Genomic DNA, 22,432 nt, shown 5'->3' on the forward strand with positions numbered 1-22,432 from the left:
TATTAACTCGCTTCTCTATTGTTTTGTTTAGATAAAGATCTTTCTTTTTCTCTTCTTGCATATACTATGTTATCTAACATATTTCTCTCTTTAGTCTCTAATGGTACAAGTTTTAACCTATCTATACTAAAGTTCATATTGTTTTTAAAAGCATAACTCTCTGGATCATATTCATCTTGTGTAAAAGAAGAGAGATCATAAGTTATTTTATACTTTAGTGCTATATCTCTATTTACTACAAACAGATATATATCTTTTTTACTAAGCATCTTAGCTTCATCTAAAGTAAAATCATTTGAAAGTACTACTTTCCCATCAACAAGTTTTTTTCTTGCTATAGTGTCATATGTAAAGTCATTTGGCATAGAAGGAACTTCCCCAAGAGTTGTTAGTTCACTCTCATATATAGTAGTGTAGTCACTATCTATCTTTAGCATAACTTGGATGTTGTTTTGCAACATCTCTTTTGGTATTTTTACCTTTGTTTGCAGAACTTGCTCTCTGCCGTTATATGTTTTTTCCTCTTTGCTATTTACAGTGTCAACTTTGTAAGACAACACTACCGACTTAAGAGTTGTTAACTCATACTGCAAAGCATTGTTAAAAAGGTCTTCATACTTATCGTAGTTATCTCCCATAAATGTTTGTAACTCGTCTAAAGAAGAAAAACCTTTTACTAAATCTTTTTCTTTTATATTTACAGCTTCAGTAAAAAGTTGTGCTTGATATGGTGTGTCGTTTATGTATCTGTATATTGCATATCCAAGTGGAGATATAAAAGGTGCAAGCATATTGTCATCGTCATTTTTATGAAACAATATCGACTTCATAATGTAACTCTCTACAGGTGTATCTGTAAACAGATCTTTAAAGTACATCTCCCAAGCTACCTCTACGGCTAGTATACCAAGTGCGGCTATCCATCCTATTCCAGGTACGAAAGCAAGGTAAACAGGAGCTACTAGAAGTGCTATGACAGTTACGTTTTTAGCAACTATGGCTACAGCACCATCCAAGTCATCATCTTCAAGTTGTGTCAGATCATACACTGCACTTATGGCTACGGCAAGTACACCTAACTTGCTCATAAGTTTCCACGAACCTATACGTTCAAGCTCATTTTTTGAGAGTAGTTGTTGGAGTGATTTTACTACGTCTTCTTTTTTCTTTGGCATCATGTTTGAAAAGGTTTCAATCGTTGTAAAAGTATCTGACATAAGGGGGATTATATCTTTGTACTTTAACTCTTTGTAGTTTATGACACCTATGGCTACATTTACACCAGCTACAAAGACACTTAAACTTTGGATGCTTGAAGCTATGGTTTTATACTCTTTAGTAGTTGTAAAACTAGATTGTTCATATTGATTTGTTTTACTTTCTCTACTATCACTTATTTCAGTGTCATCAATTTTCCCATATTCGTCAGTTACTTTCATAGCCTTTGAAGCATAAGATTCTATCTTTGTTAGTGCGCCGTAAAAGTCTGCTATGGTTTTTTTAGCTTCTTCTGAGGTGTCGAAGTCGTCTGAGAGAAGGTTACTTAAGTCAAACTCTTTTATCTCACTTTGGTCTGGTTTGTACTTCTCTAAAAGTGCTTTTACATTTGCCTCTCTCTGGCTAAAGCCTTGAGAGTTTTTGTCTGCTTTTACCATAGAGTGCGTTATATGTGAGTTTAGTGTTTTTAAAAAGTGCGTGTATATAGGAAGTGAAAATATTTTTGACTCTATCTCTTCGTCCGTAAAGGTGTTTTTCAACTCTACAAAGTTTTCTAAAAGCTCTACTAAGTGTTTAGTTTTGTCGTTAAATGGCGAGTTTATGTTTGCTTCTGCATCAAGAAGACTTCTTGTACTGCTAAATGTATAAAAAAGCCCCATCATTGTGTTTAAAGATTCAACTTTATGCTTTTGCGAGTCAAACTCTTTAAACTCACTATACATTTTAAAAACTTTTGCAAAAGCTTCATCTTCTACGGATTTTACTGCTTTTGTGAGTATATCTTTAGGGTTGGTCTTATCTTTGTAAAACTCGCTAAACTCTTTTTGTATATACAAGTTACTAAAAAGTGATTTTGGTGCTTTTATAGCTCCAAAATCAAAAGAAGATTCTTTGTTTATAGTGTCTATAGATTCAAACTGATCTAAAAGTTTGTTTTCTTTTGAACATATCTTGGCGTATGAGTGCTTTTGGTCGTGTATTAGGTTTTGTATATCTTTTATATTGTCATCGCCTATGGAAGGAAGTGGTTTTGCATTTTTTAGAGTTACGTAAAACTCTTTTGCAGTCTCGTAAAGCCCGCTTGTTTTTGCTTCTTCTTTGTACTCTTTTGAAAAGAACAAAGAAAATACCAAAAGCGCCAACATATCAGGTGCATTTTTTTGGTAATTTTTGTATTTGTCTTCATCATGCTTATCTAGTACTAGGTAACCATAGTTTACATCTCTTACTTTTTTTATACCCTGAGCATATCTTCTGTAAACATATTCGTTTTGTTTTTTTACGCTCTCAAAAGAAACTAATCCTACATATTTAGAACTCATACCGTTGTTAGTAACTATGAACTCACCTTCATCATAAAGGTGTTTTTCTCTATGTCCTCTGTTGTTTGCTACCCCATCAAGTATGTTTTTAAAAAAAGATTTGTTTATGTACTTGACTTGGTTTATATAGTTTTCTGCCGTATCAAAAGCAGGATCGATGATTTCGTTTAGTGGAGTTACATCATTTTGGGCTTTTATGATTTTTTTAGAAAATACACCGTTACAAACTTCATCTGCAAGTTTACGGTAAAGTTTTTTTAGTTTTTTTATAGTATCGTTATAAGTTTTTTGTTCATCTTTATCTACATAAAAGTAATCAACTTGTTGGCTAACAGCATAAATATAAGAATTTTTTTGCTTTAATTCTTTAAGTTTTGTATCGTTTATACTAAAGGCAGTTTTGTAATGCCATTCGTAAATATTTAGTAAATCTTCTGCTTCACCAACAGAGTCTTTCATAGTTAAAACTACGTCTAAGGGATAAGGTTTGTCTTTTGGTTCGTATTTTTTTTGAAGTTTAAAAATATCTTCACTTATCTCATTTGTGTCTATTGATGAAGAATCTTTTAAAAAGAAACTGTTTTCTTTTTTGTTTGTATCTGTTGGGTCATACTCTAATGCTTCCAGTTTTGAGAGTGCATTTTCCCTTTTAGTTTTATCTTTACTAAGTTGAATATTTGAATAATAAACTTTTATACTTTCACCATCATATAAAGGTATATATGGTCTTTGAATGTTGCTTTTATCTTTATAGTTTATATCTTTAAAAGTTTCTGCATATAATGAACCTCTGCTTATAACCCTATATTCATCTATAGAACTATCTGCAAGTACTATATAAACAAACGCAAGAGTAAATGGTACAGTTTTATCGCGTATAATAGGGTTAGTATCCATAGAACCGTAAAAAGTTTTCGAATCTATAAAAGAACGAGATGGACGTAATGGTTTATATACTTTTTTTAAATAACTATTTTTTGATTCTCTAAGTAAATAAAGCTTATACTCTTCTTTTTCCTCTTTTTCTTTTGCTTCTTGTTCTTCTTGTTCTGTGGCTTCTATACCTTCTACTGAGTTGTTAGCGCTAGCTTGCGTAGATGTGGCAGAGTTAGAGTTCGCACGTGAATCTATGACTAAAGAAGCGCCCATATCCGTCATACATCCGGAAACATCTAAAGCGTAAGTTCCGCTTGCACCCACTACATTTGATTCTGTCATAGCATCAGAAGTAGAAGCTACAGAAGTACAAGGAGTATAAGGTACAGGACACCCACTGATAGGGGCACCCAGTATATCTGTGCAAAAATTTGGCTTTAAACCACCTATTGTACGTATAGAATCACTCGAAGGATGATCTACTACTCCTCCATGAGCACATTTGATTACACAAGATTCAGTTAAAACTTTTCTTCCCATATATAAACCTTTATGTTCATAATTATAAATAACATTAAAAAATATTTATAGTATTGTATAAAAAATGAGTAAATATATGAAAAAAAATTAAAATTTAGCAAATATAAGATAATTTTAAACAATAATTAACTAAATTAACGAAATAAAAAAAATTATTAATTATGCAAGGAATATATTGGATAGCGTTTTAGTTGATATATCACAAAACAATTCTGTTGGTGAAGATCTGAAATATGATGATATTTATGTAAAAATTGAACAAGAGATAGATAAAGACTATAGTCTGAATGATGAAAGTACTGATTGGAAATTAGTACATGATAGTTGTTATGAGTTTTTAAAAAGTAGTTCAAAGGATTTGAAAATCGCCGTTTGGTGGGTTTTTGCTAGTTGGCAAGAGGACACTTGGGATGGATTGCACAGTTCACTTATCGTTTTAAATAAATTTATAGAAAAGTATCATCAAGACTTTTTTCCAAAATCTAAAAAAGCTAGACAAAATGCATTGATTTGGCTTGATACAGTATTGACAAATGAAATAGTAGAACATAAGCAGCATATAAATAAGTTAAAACACAATACTGAAATAGTTGAAATTTTAAGTACAACTCAAGATATAACAAAGGAGTTATTAGAAGTTGATGATTTTTACTTCACTAAAGTTATACGGTATTTAAAAACAACAGTTTCTAAAATAGAAAAAGTAGAAACTGTTGTTAAGCATCCTGAGAATAAAAGTACGCAACATAATATAACTTCTATATCTTCTGAGGAAGATGCTAAAAAGGTTTTTCAAAATTTTAAAAAAATGGCATCTATGTTAAGCGAATATTACAGAGAGAAAAATAGTTTTGATTTAAAAGCACTTAGAATTACAAGACTTCTTTCTTGGATTGGTATTGATGAATTACCTGTAGAAAAAAACGGTCTTACTTTTATAAACCCACCATCTGAAATGACAATGATGAAATTGAATGAACTCTTAGAAAACAATCAAAAAGAGGAAGCATTTAAATTTTTACAAAGTACTTTAGAACGTTCACCATATTGGTTAGATGGGCATTATCGCTCATATGAAATACTAGAAGAGTTCAATAAAACACAAGAAGCTAAAGAGGTAAAAAATGAACTTATATCTTTTGTCAGTACACACAAAGGAATAGATAAGCTAAGTTTTAAAGACGGAAAACCTTTTTTGAGCACTTCCTTGGTTACTCAACAAAGTGACACGTTAAATATGGAAAAAATTGTTAATACCAGTGAAGAAAACTTTTCCAAAAAAGTACAAAATATTATTCAAAACCATCATATGAAGGAGGCAATAGAATTACTTCAGAACGAATATGAAAAACTGTTGAGTTTTGAAGAAAATTTTAAGATGAGACTTGAAATTGTTAAAGACAATAGTATTAAAAAACATTCAAATGTTTTAACGGCTTTTTTAGAAGGTCTTGAAACAGATGTTAAAAAATATCATCTTGAAGAGTGGAATCCTGAACTTGCTTTAGAGGTAAATATGTTACTTGTAAAGCATTTTGATGGTTTAAAAGATAAAAAAGAAAAGGTAGATAGAGCTTATGAAAGCATATCTAAACTCAATATTTCACAAATGTTAAATTTAAAATAAGGAAATAAACAATGAAACAATCTGAGTCACCAAAAGAAAGAATTAATGTCACGTATAAACCTGCGACAGGGGATGCGACAGAAGAGATAGAAATACCATATAAGATTACCGTGTTAGGAAATTACAATCCAAATGCCGAAAAGTTACCTATCGAAGATAGAAAAGCAATCAAGATAGACAAAAATAATTTTAATGATGTTTTAAAAGAGCAGAACTTATCTGTTTCTTTTGAAGTGCCTAGTAAATTAACGGATGATGAAGATGCTTCTTTAAATATTGATTTAAATATCAATAGTATGAAAGACTTTTCACCGGAAAGTATCGTAGAAAATGTAGATGAACTAAAGGTTTTAATGGATTTAAGAAAATCATTAGTAGCATTAAAAGGTCCTCTAGGAAATGTTCCTGCATTTAGAAATGCAATAGAAAACGCTATCTCTGATAAAGAAGAAAGAGATAAATTAATGAGCGAACTAAATTTAAAATCTGAATAAGGATAGTATATGTCAGCAGTAGAAGCAACAGTAAGTAACGAAGTATTAAATAGCGATAGTTTATTAGATAGCATTATTGCACAAACAAGTATTACACAAGAAGATGATACTTATTCTGTAGTTAAATCAGGTGTAGGTGCATTGATAGAAGAACTTATTCAATCTGATAATCCGGATGAAAAAGTTAATAAAGCAGTTATAGATAAGATGATTGCTGAAATAGATGCAAAAATTTCTGCACAAATGGATGAAATATTACATCATGAAAAGTTTCAGGAATTAGAATCTAAGTGGAGAGGTTTATATTTTTTAGTTGAGAAAACAGATTTTAGAGAAAATATTTTAATGGAAATGATTAATGTTACCAAAGAAGATTTAATCGAAGATTTTGAAGACTGCTTAGATATAACACAAACAGGTTTATATAAACATGTATATACTTCAGGATACGGTCAGTTTGGAGGTGAGCCTGTTGGAACAATGGTAGCTGATTTTGAACTTTCACCTTCAAATGTAGATATGAAATTTTTAACAAAAATGGCTTCAATATCAGCTATGTCACATGCTCCGCTTATTACAGCAGCTGGACCAAAATTCTTTGGATTAGATTCATTTGAAGGTTTACCAAACCTGAAAGATTTAGAAGATGTAATGAACTCACCACAGTTTGCTGCATGGAAAGGTTTTAGAAAAAATGAAGATTCTAGATATGTAGGTATGACTCTTCCTAGATTTTTATTAAGAGCACCTTATCATCCTGAAGATAATCCAATATCGAAGTTTGTATATCAAGAAGATGTTTCTTCATCACATGAAGATTATCTCTGGGGAAGCACAGTATATACACTCGCTAGTAAACTTACAGATTCATTCGCAAACTATAGATGGTGTACAAATATTATAGGTCCAATGAGTGGAGGAGAAGTAAGAGACTTACCTGTTCATACATTTGAATCTATGGGTGATGTTGAAATGAAAATTCCAACAGAAGTACTTGTGTCTGATAGAAGAGAGTATGAACTTGCACAAGAAGGATTTATCCCCTTAGTTATGAGAAAAGGTAGTAACTCAGCAGCGTTTTTCGCTGCTAATTCTGCACAAGAACCAAAAATATTTGCAGATACTCCAGAAGGAAACGAAGCAGAATTGAACTATAAACTAGGGACTCAGTTGCCATATCTTTTTGCTGTAACAAGAATGGCACATTATATTAAGGTTCTTCAACGTGAACATATAGGTTCTTGGAGAGAAAGAGAAGATTTAGAACGTGAGTTAAATAAGTGGGCAAAACAGTATGTGGCAAATCAAGAAAACCCTAGTGCTGAGATTAGGAGTAAAAGGCCATTTAAAAAGATACAAATAGATGTTGAAGATATTGCTAAAGATCCAGGTTGGTATAAAGTTAAAATAGCTTTACGTCCTCATTTTAAATATATGGGTGCTAATTTCGAGTTGTCTTTAGTTGGTAAATTGGATAAAGACTAATGTTTAAAGGGAGTTTATTCGAGCGTTTAACACCTGAACAACATATAGATGTTCAAGGGGAAGGTGAAGATATATTGTATAAATCTATCGCTTTGAATATTTCTCGAATACTCTCCACAAATGCAGGAAGTGCAGAAATAGCATTAGACTATGGCAGACCTGATTTAGATAATATGAACTTAACGGTAAATGAATCAATTAATGCTATAGAGCAAAATTCAAGACTTACTATTATGAAATATGAGCCTAGGCTTTGTAATGTTAATGTAAGTATGGATAAAAAGAATTTACAACGTAATGAGATGAGTATATATATTGAAGGATTTGTAAATATAAATAAAGAGTTGAAAAAAATAAGTTTTCGGGCAAATCTCTTTAAAAATGGCGGAGTTAAAGTATATAAGTATGGAATTTAATGATTATTATAGGCAAGAGTTGACTGCCCTAAGAGTCGAGGGAACAGAGTTTTCAAAGAGAAACCCCGGATTATCTACATTTTTATCAAGAGAAGGACAGGATCCTGATGTAGAAAGACTTTTAGAGGGATTTGCTTTTTTAACAGGTCGATTAAGACAACAAATAGATAAAGAACTGCCTGAGGTCGCACATACGCTTGTACAACTATTATGGCCAAATTATGTACGTTCTATACCTTCTTATACTATCATTCAATATAAAGCTCTTGAAGATAGATGTGAAACTATTTTAGTGGAAAAAGACACAAAAATTTTAAGTAAAAAAGTTGCTAACGGAGTTCAATGTCCATTTAAGACTTCCTATGATACAGAAGTTATGGCATTAAAAATAAATGACTTAAACTATTATGTTCATGGTGAAAAAAGTTCTATAGAACTTGACCTGAATATGACTGCAGCAGGTTCTTTAGATGACTTAAATTTAAGCAAACTTCGTTTTTATATTGGTGGTTCTAAATTTGTTGCTAAAGACTTATATATGTTTCTTACTCGTTTTCTTGAATCTGTTGAAATTGAAGTTTATAGTTCTGATGAAAAAAATAGTAAAAAAGTTTCATTAGATATTTCGTCTTTAGTACCTGTTGGGTTCCAAACAAATGAAAGGTTAGGTTCTTATCCATTAAACGTTTTTGATGGATATACTCTTTTACAAGAATATTTTTGTTATCCGAATAAATTTTTATTTGTAGATTTTTTGAACTTAAATAAAATAAATGCTTTAGAGAAAGAGTATTTAAGAAAATCAAGATCTTTTACTATTCATTTTCATTTTTCAAAAAGATTACAAAGTAATGAATCTCCAACTAAAGATAATTTTTCTTTATATTGTACACCGGCAATTAATTTATTTCAGACTGAATCAGTTCCTATTAGAAAAAATGAAACACAAGAAGAATATTTAGTAGTACCATCTGATATATCAAGAGAACATAGTGAAGTATATTCTATAGATAGTGTTAGAGGATGGATACAAGCGAAAAATAGATATGATGATTATCAACTTTTTGAATCTTTTGAACATAATGATGACTCGCAATATTATTCTACTAGAGTTAAGTTATCTATAGATGGTGAAAGAACAAATACGTATTTAAGATTTGCTTCTAATAATGGTGCAGAAGAAAACATTGAGAATTCTGATAGCACTGTTTCTGTTCAAATAACATGTACAAATAGTAATACTCCACATGATAATATTTTGATTGGTGATATAAATTTACCTGATCCACTATCTAAAACTGAAAAATTAAAATTTAAAAATATTACAATTCCTTCATCATCATATCCCCCACCGCTAAATGGGGATTTTTTATGGAAAGTCATTTCAAATATGTCATTAAATTATTTATCATTAGAGAATATTCAAGCATTAAGAAAAATTATAGAAACGTATGATTTTATAGGTCAAAATGATATTAAACAAAGAGAAAAAACATCTGTAATGTTACAGGGATTAAAATCTATAGACTATAAAACTATTGAGATGATGGATAAAGGTTTTCCGTTAAGAGGTATAGAAGTTTCTATTGTTATAGATCCTAAGAAGTTTGAATGTTTAGGAGATGCTTACATCCTTTGTTCTATTTTAAATGAGTTCTTAACTTTGTATGGAAATATAAATTCATTTCATCAACTGAACGTAGATATTATAGGTGAAGATGTCTTTAAATGGCAACCAAAGATGGGAACAGAGGTTGTAGGCTAAATGATAAATATATCAGATATAAATCATAAACTTGCTTCTAAAACGAACAAATATTCTTTACCTCAAGCAATGAGGGTTGTTTTTTACTATTTAAAAAAGATATATTCAATATCAGATTACGATATATTAAATAAAAAAATACGTTTTCAAGGTAATTATTCACTCGCTTTTCAAAAAGGTGAAGTACATGAAATAGAATTTTTTGAAGATGAAATCTCTGGAAAAAGAGTAGTTTTAACAGTGAATTTTTTAAGCTTATTTGGTAGTTCTTCACCGTTACCTAGTCATTACAGCGAACTTGTGTTAAGAAGCTTTGAAGGAGATAGAGTTTTATATGATTTTTTAAATATTTTTAATAATAATATACAACGTTTTATATACCCTATATGGGAAAAACAGAGGTATTATATAAAGTATAAAAAAGATTTAAATGATGGTTTTTCAAAGTACTTACTTGCAATGTTGGGACTTTATGCAAATTTTGGTCAAAAACAGAATAGATTAAATTTTAGAAAAATTATGCCATATATTGGTGTATTAAGCATGCGTCAAAAATCAGCAGGAACAATAACTTCGATTTTAAGACATTACTTAGGATTTAATGAAATAGAAATTATTCAATCTATGAAAATGAGTTCTGAAATTCCATCTTGGCAATATTCTAAATTAGGTAAAGAAAATATACAGCTAGGTGTAAATTTATCAATCGGTGAATTTCTTATTAATAAAACTTCAAAATTTAGAATCTTATTAAAAAATGTAACTGTTTACGATATGTTCAAGTACAGTGTTCATGGAAACAAAATGGGAGAGTTGAATGATTTAATATCTTTTGCTTTTAATGAGCCTTTAGATTACGATGTATGTATGGAAATAGAAGAAAAAGAAAAAATAAAATGTGTTTTGAATAAAACAGATAAAAGATATATAGGAATTAATTGTTGGATTGGTGAACCACAAGGAAAAGAACAAATTGTTATCGCACAAAAAGGTTAAAAATGAAATTTGAAATACGTGAATTAATAAATGCTTTAGATGAAAAAACAAAATTGCATTTGCAAAATGCAGCAACTAGATGTATGGAAAGATCTGGCAATGAGATATTAATTGAAGATTTGTTATTTGTAATGTGTGAAGATGAAACTTCACTTTTTAATGCAGTTATGTCACATTATAAAATAGATGTAGATAATATGATAGAGGTACTTCAACATAGTGTTAAAGTTGATACTACTGAGAGTAGTAGTCCCGTTTTTTCAAAGCAAATTATTAGTTTGCTTGAAAATGCATTTTTTATAGCAAAAATGCAGCTAAATGTTATGGAAATATCTGATGCAGCGATATTAATTTCATTATTTGAAAATGGCATGAAGTATATGAATACTGGATACTTTCAGTTATTACAAAATATACCACTTGAAGAGTTAAAACAATTAATTGAAGGGTTAAACGAAGAAGCTGTAAAGAGCGTAAAATTAGAAAAAAATCTAAATACAAAAAAACATAAATCTTCTGCTGAACTTGAAAAATATACAACAAATTTAACAAAGCTTGCAAAAAGTGGTGAAATTGATCCTGTACTTTGCAGAGATGATGAGATTAAACAAGCTATAGATATTTTGCTAAGAAGAAGAAAAAATAACCCAATTATGGTTGGTGAAGCAGGTGTTGGTAAAACAGCAGTAGTTGAAGGCTTGGCCCTTAAAATAATAAATCAAGAAGTTCCAACTCAGTTGTATGATGCACAAATATTATCGTTAGACTTGGGCTCATTACAAGCTGGTGCCGGAGTAAAAGGTGAATTTGAAAGACGTCTTCAAGCGGTTATAAATGAAATTCAGCACTCAAGTGATTTTATTATCTTATTTATAGATGAAGCACATACTTTAATTGGAGCAGGTGGAAATGAAGGAAGCGGTGATGCTGCCAACTTATTAAAACCAGCATTAGCACGTGGTCAGTTAAGAACGATAGCAGCTACAACTTGGTTGGAATACAGAAAGTATTTTGAAAAAGACCCTGCATTATCAAGAAGGTTTCAAAAGATAGATTTACTTGAACCAACTGTTGATCAATCGGTGACAATATTAAGAGGATTAGCAAAAAAATATGAAGAAGTTCATGAAGTATATATTGAAGATGAAGCTCTTCAAGTTGCTGCTTCATTATCAGCTAGGTATATAACAGGAAGACAGCTTCCTGATAAAGCAATAGATGTGTTAGATACTGCTTGTGCAAATGTAAAAATAAGCCAAACAAATACTCCTTTTATAGTTCAAAAAATGTATACGGACATAGAAGAACTTAAAAGAAAACAAGAATTTTTTGTTAGGGACAATAATAGAGGTATTAAAGACTATCGTACACAAATATTTACAATAGAAGAACAGTTAAAAGACCTAGAAAAAGAAGTAGAAATCATTATAAAATCATGGAAACAGCAGAGAAGTGCTATGGATGAATTAAAACAGGCAATAGCAAATGATGAGACTGAAAAAATTAAGCAATTGCATAAAAAAATCGATAAACTACATGAAAAAAACAGATATATACATAAGCACGTAACAAAAGAACAAATAGCTGAAGTGATATCGTCGTGGACGGGCATACCTCTTGGTAATATGGTTAACAAACAGATTGAAAAAGTTATGGATTTAGCTAAGTTTATGAAACAAAGAATTATAGGACAAGATGAAGCAATAGACTATATAAACCAATTTTTACAAATATCAATGGCTGGATTAAAAAAAGAAAATGCACCAGCAGGTGTTTTTTTGCTAGTTGGTCCAAGTGGTGTTGGTAAAACTGAAACAGCACTAAGTATTGCTGATTTGGTATTTGGAGGAGAAAGATTTATTACTACAATAAATATGACTGAATTTCAAGAGAAACATACGGTTTCTAGATTGATAGGATCTCCACCTGGATATGTTGGATATGGCGACGGAGGTCAATTAACGGACCCAGTTAGAATAAAACCATACTCAGTGGTTCTTTTAGATGAAATCGAAAAAGCACATCCTGACGTTTTAAATCTTTTTTATCAGATGTTTGATAAAGGAGTTTTAAACGACGGTGAAGGTAGAACGATTGATTTTAAAAATACAATTATTGTTATGACTTCTAATCTTGCAACATTTGAAATAACAGAGTTATGTACACAAAATCAACATATACAAATGGATGAAATAAAAGACTATATTACGCCAATTTTATCAAATTATTTACAGCCGGCTTTGTTGGGAAGAATGAATGTAATTCCATATTTTAATCTAAAAGATGATGCTTTAAAAGACATAACTAAACTAAAATTAAATTTTATTAATACTCAATTAGAAAAAAAAGATATTAATTTTAAATATGATGAATCTCTTTTGAATTATATAGTTGAATTGTCAAATGCTAGAGATACAGGTGCTAGAAATATTGAGTTGATAATAAACTCTAAAATTATGCCTGAACTATCAAAAGTACTATTAAGTGCAGCTATTGAAAAAAAAGAACTAAAAGAATTGTATTTAGGCATAGATGAAAATAGAAAAATTATGATAAGGAGTTAATGATGATAAAAAAAACTATCGCTATTGCAGTATATTTGGGTGTTTTTAGTGTATTTCTAACAGGTTGTAGTTCTTTTCAAGAAAAGTATAAACCTTTGTATCAAGTAAAACCAACTGTAGAAAAAATTGAGGAAGACTAAAACATGAAATTAGTATTAGATATTATAAAAAGTAACCAAGATAGTCAGGCAAATAGAAGCTTGCATCTAAATAAAGAAGATGCATTAGTAGGTAGATCTAACGAATGTGATTGGCAATTAATAGATCCAAATAATTACATATCAAACAAACATTTATATATTGAGTATAAAGATAATTTATATTTTATAAGAGATGAAAGTACAAATGGAACTTATTTAAAATTTCCATATAAGAAGTTACCAAAAGGAAATAATATAACAATTAATTCTACAGATATTTATATTTTAGGTGATTATGAAATTCAAGCAAGGTTTGTGGAAGATGACTTTTCTGAAGATATCATATCTCATATTAATACTATTGATAGTAATAATAAAGAACGAGAAAATATAGATATTATCCCAGATAATGATTTTATAGATGAACCGTTTGACAGTTTAGAAACTAATGAAGTTGATATTATGAATATAGTTTCAAATACAAAAAAAGATGTAGATGAAGTTGAAGTTGAACGTGATATATCTAGCGAGATAGATGAACATTATATAAATATACCTGATGCATTAAATGAAAAAGATGAAAAACTATCTAAAATAACTGATGCATCTTTACAAAGAAGTATTGCGGTTTTAGAAAAAAAACTTGGTATTGAGATATGTTCGATTGAAAATAAAGATAGGGAAGCACTATTCGAAGAGATCGGAGATATTGTGTTGAACAGCCTAATTGGTTTAAAACACTCTTTATATGTAAAAGAAAAAATAAAAGAGGATATGAATGTACTAAAAGTTGATGAGAAAGAAATTGAATCTAATCCGATACTTTTGGGAGATTCAGCTTCAAAACTTTTACGTGATAAACAATTGGCAGGTATGTTGGGGTTTTCAAAAATATCTGATGCAGTTTTACAATCATTTGATGAAATAGATAGACATAATATAGCTTTACATGCGAGTACTAAAAACTTAATGAATGTAACAATAAGAAAATTTTCTCCAGAAGGTTTAGAATATTATTTTGAAAGAACGAATGCTTTAAAAGGTATCTTCAAACCTAGAACATTCAAATTATGGAGTGCTTATCATAATATGTTTAAGCAATTTGATAAAGATCCTGATACTGGTATAAAGTTAATTAGAAAAGAGTTTGAAAAAGAATATAAATCTAATGCATATGGTGTGTCTCTAGCAACACAACAGCGTGTTAAATAAAGGAATTTAAAAATGAAAATATTAATTACTGTTTTTATAATATTTTTTATGAGTGGATGTATAAGTAGACCAACTCATATTGACCTGGAAATAGAATCTGCAAAGGAAATTAATGTTAATGAAAACAACGTATCTTCACCACTTATGTTAGTTTTTTATGAATTATCCTCAGCGGATAGATTTGTAAAATTTACTTATTGGGACCTTGTAGATAATGAGGGAGAAAAACTTAAGGAAGATATTATTTCACAGACTAAGCATCCAATTCTTCCAAATGAATTCCAAACATATAGAATTGTTTTTTCTGAGAAAGCTAAGTATTTGGGAATTATTGCAAAATATAGGGAGATTATTGAGCCAAATTGGCGTTACATAATAAATCTAGAGAAAGATTCATCAAATGATGCAGAGTTAAAAGTAGAAAAATATTCAATATTGGAAGATGATTAATTATGGAAAGAAGAGTTGTATGGAAAGAGGGGTTGTTTATTCGCCCTCAACACTTTCAACAAAATGATAGATATTATGCTTATGAGTTAATGAGCAGAACAATTAATGTTGGAAGTAATCAATGGGGTTTTTTTGAACTGGATATTGATAAGCGTTTATTAGGAATAGGAAAAATTGTATTGAATTATGCCAGTGGTATTTTGCCTGATGGAACATTATTTAATATCTCTGATAAAGAAGAAAGTCTTGCTTTAGATATTGGAGAAGATGACTTCGGAAAAGGAATCTATTTAGCTATACCAATTGTAGTACATAATAGTGATGAAGTTCATTTTGAAGATCAGGATAATATTTTAACGCGTTATAGTGCAGATACGGTATTAAATATTTCAAACACTAATGCAGGTGAGAATTCTAATGCAGATTTAGTGTTGGCCAAACATGATTTTAAATTACTATTAGAAGATGATGTAAATGATGGATATATAGCTATAAAGCTTACAAATATTATTTCTGTAAGTACAGGTGGAAACGTTGCTATTGATGATAACTATATTCCAACATTTTTACATCTTAATAAGTCAAAAGATCTTTTGTCAATAATAAATGAGCTTGTTCGTATGTTAACCTACAGAGTTGAAAGATTGTCTAATAAAATAAGTCATTCGGTATTACAAGCATCTGAGTTAGGGAACTATTTAATGCTGAAATTACTTAATAGAACATTGAGTAGGTTTCATTTCTTTTTAACGCAAGACAACATTCATCCTCAAGACATATTTTTGGAGTTGACTTCGTTGGCAGGAGAGCTAGCTGTTTTTATGAAAAAGGATAAAAGACTAACTGAAAATTTTACTTATAAGCATGAAGATATGGGAACTAGTTTTAATAATATTATTGATGAGTTAAAAGATATGCTGAGTATGGTACTAGAACAAAATTCTGTTTCACTATCTATTGAAGAGAGAAAATATGGTATTCATGTAGCACAATTAAAAGATAAAAAAATGTTAAAAAATTCAGAATTTATTTTTGCAGTTAGTGCAGATACATCTACCGAGAAAATTAAAGATACGTTAATCGCGAATTTAAAAATGGGTACTATAGAAACAATAAGAGAACTTGTAAATTATCATTTAGAAGGTTTTAAATTAAAATTGCTTTCATCACCTCCAAGAGAGATCCCATATCGTGTTAATAATCTTTATTTTCAAATTGAATTAACAAGTGAAAATAGAATAGAGTTAGAAAAATCAGGAGGTTTTGCCTTCCATTTATCTGCAGAATTACCAAATATAGTGTACGCACTATGGTCTATTAGAAGCTCTTCATAAGGAAATATATATGAGTAGTACAACATTATTAATTCCAAGTTCTGAGAATAAAACGAATTTGACAAATTTTGATAAACATAAAGAAGAAAATTACAGTACTTTTAAAGATAAAACTTTGAGTTTTGTAAGAAATACTAAAAAAACACATATCCCTTATTATGATGAAGATATGAATTATTTCTTATTAGCTTCATCATCAATATTTCAACAACTTAGTATTGTACAAAACAATTATGATGTAGGACCAATTTTCGAAGTTAGACAATCGTTTATTGATTCCATAAACGAATATACTGAAATGTTAATGCAATACAATGTAGAAGAATCACAGGCCTTAGTATCAAGATATATACTTTGTACCTTTGTAGATGAGTTGATAAATACAACTCACTTTGGACAAGAAAATAATTGGTCCAGTAATAGTATGTTGAGAATATTTCATAATGAAAGTTACGGTGGTCAAAACTTTTTTAAATTGTTAGATAAATTCTTAAAAGCACCTGCTAAATTTATTTATATATTAGAACTTATGTATGTATGTTTATCTTTAGGTTTTCATGGAAAATATCGTGTAGATAATTCAAACAAGCAAGAATTAAACATGATTAGAGAGAGTTTATACAAACAAATAAAAATTATTCAAGGAAGGGAACCGTTAAAGTTTTACACCAAACATGAACCTTCAACTTTGAAACATAGACTATTTTATATAACTTCATATACTAGTATAGCTTTAATCAGCTTATTAGTATTAATAATAGTGTACACAGGCTTAAGCTTTGGAATATTTAATGAAGATCAGAAGTTTTTTACTACAATAGAAAAAAGTTTAAGTTCAAAATATTTAACAGCTAAAAATTTTAATTTAGAAAAATATAAAAAGGAATATATAAATGATTAAATCATTAATTAAAAGTGGAATTTTTTGGACACTTTTTGTATCAGCTATAGTTACTGCAATAATTATATTTGCTTTTCCTTATTTTTTTGAGTCATTTGAGGAATTGAACTATAGGTTATTGATTGCATTGTCTTTCTTTTTTATTATTGTGATTTTTGTTTTACTATATGTTGTTTTTTTACAAGAAAAGACACAAAAAAAGATTAAATCGTTTAAAGAAAAAAGAGATGTACATGTAGATAAACAAAAAAAGATTGATTTAAAGATCAAAGATATTAAAATTAAATTTAATGAAGCTTTGAAAATTTTAAAAAATTCTACATTATACAGAAATAAAAGAAGAGCAAGGTATGAACTTCCTTGGTACTTATTAGTAGGAAAAGAAAAAGAAGGTAAAACAACTTTACTTGAGGCTTCAGGATTAGAATTTCCATTAAATATAAATTATGATCATAGAAGTGTTAAGGAGGAGGGGACTTCACAAGGATTCTTATGGTATTACGCTGAGCATGCTATTTTTATTGATATGCCTGGTAAGTATATTGAGCAAGATTTGGAAGAAGTTGACAAAACAGTGTGGGAAAAAGGTTTTTTAAAAATATTTGCAAAAAAAAGATTAAGAAGACCCCTCAATGGAATTTTATTAAATATAAGTGTAGATACATTCATTAATAAAAGTGAAAAAGAACTTGAACAATATGCAAAAGACTTACGCGATAGATTCGACGAATTGTCTGATGGTTTTGCTTCAAGTATCCCAATTTATTTAATAATAACAAAATCAGATAGGATAGTAGGTTATAATGAGTATTTTTCAACTTTAAGTGAAGATGAAAGAGAAGAAATATTAGGAATTACATTCGATAATCCTTCTATGAATATTGATACTACTGTGGTAAGACCGGAATTGGAAAAGCTTCTTAAACGTATTCATAGCTCGGTTGTTGATAAACTACATCAAGAATGGGATGAAGATATACGTAGTAAGATTTTTCTTTTTCCAAATGAGTTTAGTAATATTTTTGAAAAAATTGGTATGTTTACAGATATTTGTTTTTCTCAAACTAGATATAGAAAGTCTTTAATGCTTCGTGGAATCTACTTTACATCAGTACCGGCAGATCAAGAAGCAAAAACCTCTTATTTATTATCTCAGAAAGATGATAATAAGTTGAGTACAGGTAGAAGTTCTAAAGGTTATTTTATAAAAAAACTTTTACAAGATATTATTTTTCCAGAATCTGATTTAATTAAAATGGATGAAAGTTTTAAAAAAATAAATAAGAAACGTCAAGTTTTTGCTTTAAGTTTAGCTGTTTTAAGTGTTTTAATTTTAAGTACATTATGGGTAAATGATTTTGTATCTCATAATAATTTACTTCATAACTTAGAAAAAAGAACTATAAAAATAGAAAATGAGAGAAATAAAATAACGAGCAAAGATAGTCTTGAAAAAATATTGCCAATTTTAAATGAAATAAAATCTATAAAAGATACATATGAAAATGAAATTTCAGATAGCTTTTATAGACTAAATTTTTATAATGTTGAAGACAGAACAACTCAACTTTATAGTTATTATCAAAATACGCTTGCAACCCTTTTATTACCAAGGGTAGAAAAGAACTTAAATAAACAAGTACTTTTAAATTTAAGTAATTATGATAGAACATGGAAAAATACAGAGTTATATTTGATGTTAAATGATGAAAAACATAGAAATAATGATTATTTAAAAACTGCTATGGGAGAAATTTGGGCAAAAACTTATTCAAATAAACATACAGTACAAAATAATTTAAATGAACATTTTAAAAATTTATTATCATTAAACTTTAGCCCTTATAAGCTGAATAAACAAACATTAAAAGTAGCCCGTTCAGTGCTTTATAATAAAGCAAATGTTGTTTTAGTTTATGATGAATTAAAGAAACTTGCAAATGAAAAAATGAATTTTCGTACATTTAGTTTTGAGGAAGTTTTAGGAACTAATGTAAATGTGTTTAGTGGTGATAATTATAAGATTCCAAGCTTTTTCACTAAACAAGGATTTGAAACAATAATAGTTTCAAATGGTAAAGGTTATGTAAAAAATATCTTGAAAAATAATTGGGTATTGGGAACAAGAACAGATTTAACACAAAGTGAACTTGATGATGTTTATTCTCAAGTATTAAGTTTGTATTTCAAAGAGTATAAGCATTATTGGATAAGTTCTATTACAAAACTAAATATTCCAAAAGTACATACGGAGAGTGCACTTCGTAACCAGTTAGAAGTTCTATCTCTTGCAAACTCTCCTATTATATCTATTTTACAGGCATTAAAGAAGAATACAAACATTTATACACCTGAAGAGTTAATTTTAATAAAAGCTAGAACAGAAGATAAAGCTATTGATAAGATAGCACAAACTACAGCAGAAAATAAACTTAAAACAAGTAAGCTTGTGGCAAATATTAAAACTGTTAGAACATTTTTTAAGCCTTATCATGATTTATTAAAAGATGATGAAACACCAAATATCAATTTAGAAAATTCTATGTTAGTTTTAAATGATACTTTTCAAAAGATGAATGATATATTTTCATCTATAAATCCAAAAGAAAGAGCTTTTAAGATTCTTGAAGCACGTACAAAAGGTAAAGTAGAGCCTGTAATGAAAAACTTTTCAGCATTACCTATAAACGTTGATCGCTGGCTAAAACAAGTTTTAGGGTACAATTGGGGATATCTGTTAAGACAGTCTAAAGAGTATATTCAAGAAAAGTATGAAGAAAATGTATATTCATTTTATCAACATAAACTTCAACAAAGATATCCATTTGAAAAATATTCTAATTTACAATCTGTAAATCTTGAAGATTTTAAATTATTTTTTGAGCTTAATGGAATTTTTGACAAGTTTTATAAACACCATATAGAACCTTTTATAAACATAAATAACATATCGTATAAATCATATTCCTTTAAAAAAGTTGATGGTAAATCAATAGAATTTGATAGAGAGTTTATGGAAAATATGTTGCGTGTATTTAGATTGCGTAGTATATTCTTTGATAGTAGTGGAGAAAGGCTTTACAGTAATTTTTATATTACCCCTAAGACATTAGATAAATCATTCTCAACTGTAAAGTTTAGTTATGGAAATGAACATATGCTTTATGAACATGGAGCAATTAGAGATATGTTATTCACATGGCCTACAAAAACAGAAAATAAAGCTAGTTATATCCTATATGATATATATGGTAACAAAGCTGTAAATATCAATTTTGATGGTGCTTGGTCTTTATTAAAGATTTTAAATACTCTAGATATTCAAACAGTTTCAACCAGTAAAGTTGAAGTAAAATCTAACGAATATGAAGATAAAGTCGTATTCTATATTAAAGGTGATATTTGTAAAGTATTTAAAAAAGACAAGCTTTTTGAGAATTTTAAATTAAATAAGAAAATTTAATGAAAAATAAAAGTTTTTCTTTTACACACCCTGGACATAAAAGAAGAGTTAACGAAGACTCTTTTTATGTAAATGATGAAAAAGGATTATGGGTTGTTTGTGATGGTATGGGTGGACATGAAGAAGGTTTGTTTGCCAGTAGTTTAGCAACTGATAGTTTTTCAGCTTTAGAACTAAACTCAACTTTTAATGATAATGTCGAAAGAATTCTACAAACTATTCATTTTATTAAACAACAGCTTGATAAAAAAGTTTATACTTTAGATATTAATGATTTTGTCGGTACAACTCTAATATTACTATATATTAAAGATGGTAAAGCATTATGTATAAGTGCCGGTGATTCAAGGTGTTATATATTAAGGAATGATAAGTTATCACTAGTTAATAAAGATCATACAAGAGATGTAATCGATGCGAAACAAGAAACCAGAAGTGTTTTAACAAATGCAATTTTTGCACCTGGAGATATAAATATAGATATAAAGAAGTTTACTATAAATAAAAATGATGTTTTTTTATTGTGTAGCGATGGTTTATACTCTTATTTAAATATCAAAGAAATAAAGCATGCTATGAATCTGGCATTTGAAGGTAGAGGGTTAAATTTACTGAAAACATCTGTTCTTTCTCAAGATGCTGACGATAATTTAACAGGTGCTATGATATGTGTATTATAGGCTCAAATAAAAACAAACAAGCTTTAATTGAAGATATATATGAAAATACATCAGGAATTTTCAATCAAAGATATATAATAGTTGAATATATATCTTTTGGTGGAATGAGTGTAGTTTTTAAAGTTAAAGATATATATTGTGAATACTTTAATGAGAATAAACAGTTAGTTATTAAAATTCCTATAAAGAATTTACTAAAAAAAGATGATATAGCTGCTTTTATGTATTCTGAATACACTTTTTTAAGGGATTTGAATAATGAAAATATTGTCAAAGTATATGACTATGGTATAGATATTAATACTGATATTCCATATATTGTTATGGAATATTTAGATGGAAGTTTACTAGAAAATATAAATTTACAAAATTTAAAATATAAAGATAAAATTTTTATATTTAAAAATTTACATAATACCATCAGACATATCCATAAAAAAGGTATTATTCATGCTGATATAACACCAAAAAATATAACAGTAGTACATAATAAGTTTATAACTTTATTTGATTTTGGTATATCAAAAAGAATAAATACTGAAAAAAAAATGGAGTTAGACTATAATCAAGCAAAAGCATATAATCCTAAATATTCCGCTCCTGAAATAATTAATGGAGGAAAACCAACAGTAGAGTCTGATCTTTTTTCATTGGCATTAGTCCTTTATGAAATATTTACTACAAATTTACCTTTTAATATAAATAGTTTAGAACTTGAAAAAAAACCATTGACATTTTTAAATTGTCCAAAACAGATACCCTTTATATTAAAAATATGGTTTGTTAAAAATTTAAATATTAATCCAAAAAAGAGAACTAATAAGTTGTCTATTTTACACAAAGTGATTATTTAAAGTATAAAATTATTCTAAATTGTTTTAAATAATGACAATTTAAATAAATTTTAACCAAAAAAATCATATATTACTATTTCAATTTTATTAGGAGG

At 28.7% G+C, this 22,432-nt stretch carries 16 protein-coding genes; 15 read left to right on the forward strand and 1 reads right to left on the reverse strand.

Features of this window, described 5'->3' with window-relative positions; all coding sequences use genetic code 11:
- Positions 1–2: 2 nt before the first annotated feature.
- Positions 3–3,956 carry a hypothetical protein gene (locus FJR48_RS04020; RefSeq protein WP_152306873.1) on the reverse strand — a complete coding sequence of 1,318 codons (3,954 nt, stop codon included), beginning with the start codon at positions 3,954–3,956 and terminating at the stop codon, positions 3–5.
- Positions 3,957–4,131: 175 nt separating this feature from the next.
- On the opposite strand from FJR48_RS04020, the gene tssA reads away from it, so the two are divergent.
- The 15 genes from tssA to FJR48_RS04090 are packed head-to-tail and all read left to right on the forward strand — an operon-like array spanning position 4,132 to position 22,337.
- Entirely contained in the window at positions 4,132–5,583 is a 1,452-nt protein-coding gene (gene tssA, locus FJR48_RS04025; RefSeq protein WP_188108620.1) for a type VI secretion system protein TssA, read from the forward strand.
- An 11-nt stretch (positions 5,584–5,594) separates the two neighbouring features.
- Positions 5,595–6,077 carry a type VI secretion system contractile sheath small subunit gene (tssB, locus tag FJR48_RS04030; protein ID WP_152306875.1) on the forward strand — a complete coding sequence of 161 codons (483 nt, stop codon included), beginning with the start codon at positions 5,595–5,597 and terminating at the stop codon, positions 6,075–6,077.
- Positions 6,078–6,086: 9 nt separating this feature from the next.
- The gene (gene tssC / locus FJR48_RS04035; RefSeq protein ID WP_152306876.1) at positions 6,087–7,562 is read left to right on the forward strand and encodes a type VI secretion system contractile sheath large subunit; all 1,476 of its coding nucleotides are present in this window, start codon (positions 6,087–6,089) and stop codon (positions 7,560–7,562) included.
- Entirely contained in the window at positions 7,562–7,978 is a 417-nt protein-coding gene (gene tssE, locus FJR48_RS04040) for a type VI secretion system baseplate subunit TssE (RefSeq protein WP_152306877.1), read from the forward strand. Before tssC ends, tssE begins: the two co-directional genes overlap by 1 nt.
- Positions 7,968–9,743 (forward strand): type VI secretion system baseplate subunit TssF, encoded by a 1,776-nt coding sequence (gene tssF / locus FJR48_RS04045; RefSeq protein WP_152306878.1) that lies wholly within the window; start codon positions 7,968–7,970, stop codon positions 9,741–9,743. Before tssE ends, tssF begins: the two co-directional genes overlap by 11 nt.
- Positions 9,744–10,739 (forward strand): type VI secretion system baseplate subunit TssG, encoded by a 996-nt coding sequence (gene tssG / locus FJR48_RS04050; RefSeq protein WP_188108621.1) that lies wholly within the window; start codon positions 9,744–9,746, stop codon positions 10,737–10,739.
- A gap of 2 nt (positions 10,740–10,741) precedes the next feature.
- On the forward strand, positions 10,742–13,303 hold the full coding sequence (gene tssH / locus FJR48_RS04055; RefSeq protein WP_152306879.1) for a type VI secretion system ATPase TssH: 2,562 nt from the start codon (positions 10,742–10,744) through the stop codon (positions 13,301–13,303).
- A 2-nt stretch (positions 13,304–13,305) separates the two neighbouring features.
- Positions 13,306–13,443: a hypothetical protein gene (locus tag FJR48_RS12165; RefSeq protein WP_188108622.1), complete on the forward strand. Its 138-nt coding sequence runs from the start codon at positions 13,306–13,308 to the stop codon at positions 13,441–13,443.
- A 3-nt stretch (positions 13,444–13,446) separates the two neighbouring features.
- The gene (gene tagH, locus FJR48_RS04060) at positions 13,447–14,655 is read left to right on the forward strand and encodes a type VI secretion system-associated FHA domain protein TagH (RefSeq protein ID WP_152306880.1); all 1,209 of its coding nucleotides are present in this window, start codon (positions 13,447–13,449) and stop codon (positions 14,653–14,655) included.
- A 12-nt stretch (positions 14,656–14,667) separates the two neighbouring features.
- Positions 14,668–15,105 carry a type VI secretion system lipoprotein TssJ gene (tssJ, locus tag FJR48_RS04065; RefSeq protein WP_152306881.1) on the forward strand — a complete coding sequence of 146 codons (438 nt, stop codon included), beginning with the start codon at positions 14,668–14,670 and terminating at the stop codon, positions 15,103–15,105.
- Positions 15,106–15,107: 2 nt separating this feature from the next.
- On the forward strand, positions 15,108–16,439 hold the full coding sequence (tssK, locus tag FJR48_RS04070) for a type VI secretion system baseplate subunit TssK (protein ID WP_152306882.1): 1,332 nt from the start codon (positions 15,108–15,110) through the stop codon (positions 16,437–16,439).
- Between the two features lie 10 nt (positions 16,440–16,449).
- Positions 16,450–17,340, forward strand: coding sequence for a type IVB secretion system protein IcmH/DotU (icmH, locus tag FJR48_RS04075; protein ID WP_152306883.1), 891 nt, complete (start codon positions 16,450–16,452; stop codon positions 17,338–17,340).
- Positions 17,333–20,803, forward strand: a complete 3,471-nt coding sequence (gene tssM, locus FJR48_RS04080; protein WP_152306884.1) for a type VI secretion system membrane subunit TssM — start codon at positions 17,333–17,335, stop codon at positions 20,801–20,803. Before icmH ends, tssM begins: the two co-directional genes overlap by 8 nt.
- Positions 20,803–21,483: a PP2C family protein-serine/threonine phosphatase gene (locus tag FJR48_RS04085; RefSeq protein ID WP_152306885.1), complete on the forward strand. Its 681-nt coding sequence runs from the start codon at positions 20,803–20,805 to the stop codon at positions 21,481–21,483. The genes tssM and FJR48_RS04085 overlap by 1 nt, the downstream gene beginning before the upstream one ends.
- Positions 21,471–22,337, forward strand: a complete 867-nt coding sequence (locus FJR48_RS04090) for a serine/threonine-protein kinase (RefSeq protein ID WP_152306886.1) — start codon at positions 21,471–21,473, stop codon at positions 22,335–22,337. Before FJR48_RS04085 ends, FJR48_RS04090 begins: the two co-directional genes overlap by 13 nt.
- The last annotated feature ends 95 nt before the right edge of the window (positions 22,338–22,432 follow it).

Source organism: Sulfurimonas lithotrophica, from assembly GCF_009258225.1.
Taxonomy (GTDB): Bacteria; Campylobacterota; Campylobacteria; order Campylobacterales; family Sulfurimonadaceae; genus Sulfurimonas; species Sulfurimonas lithotrophica.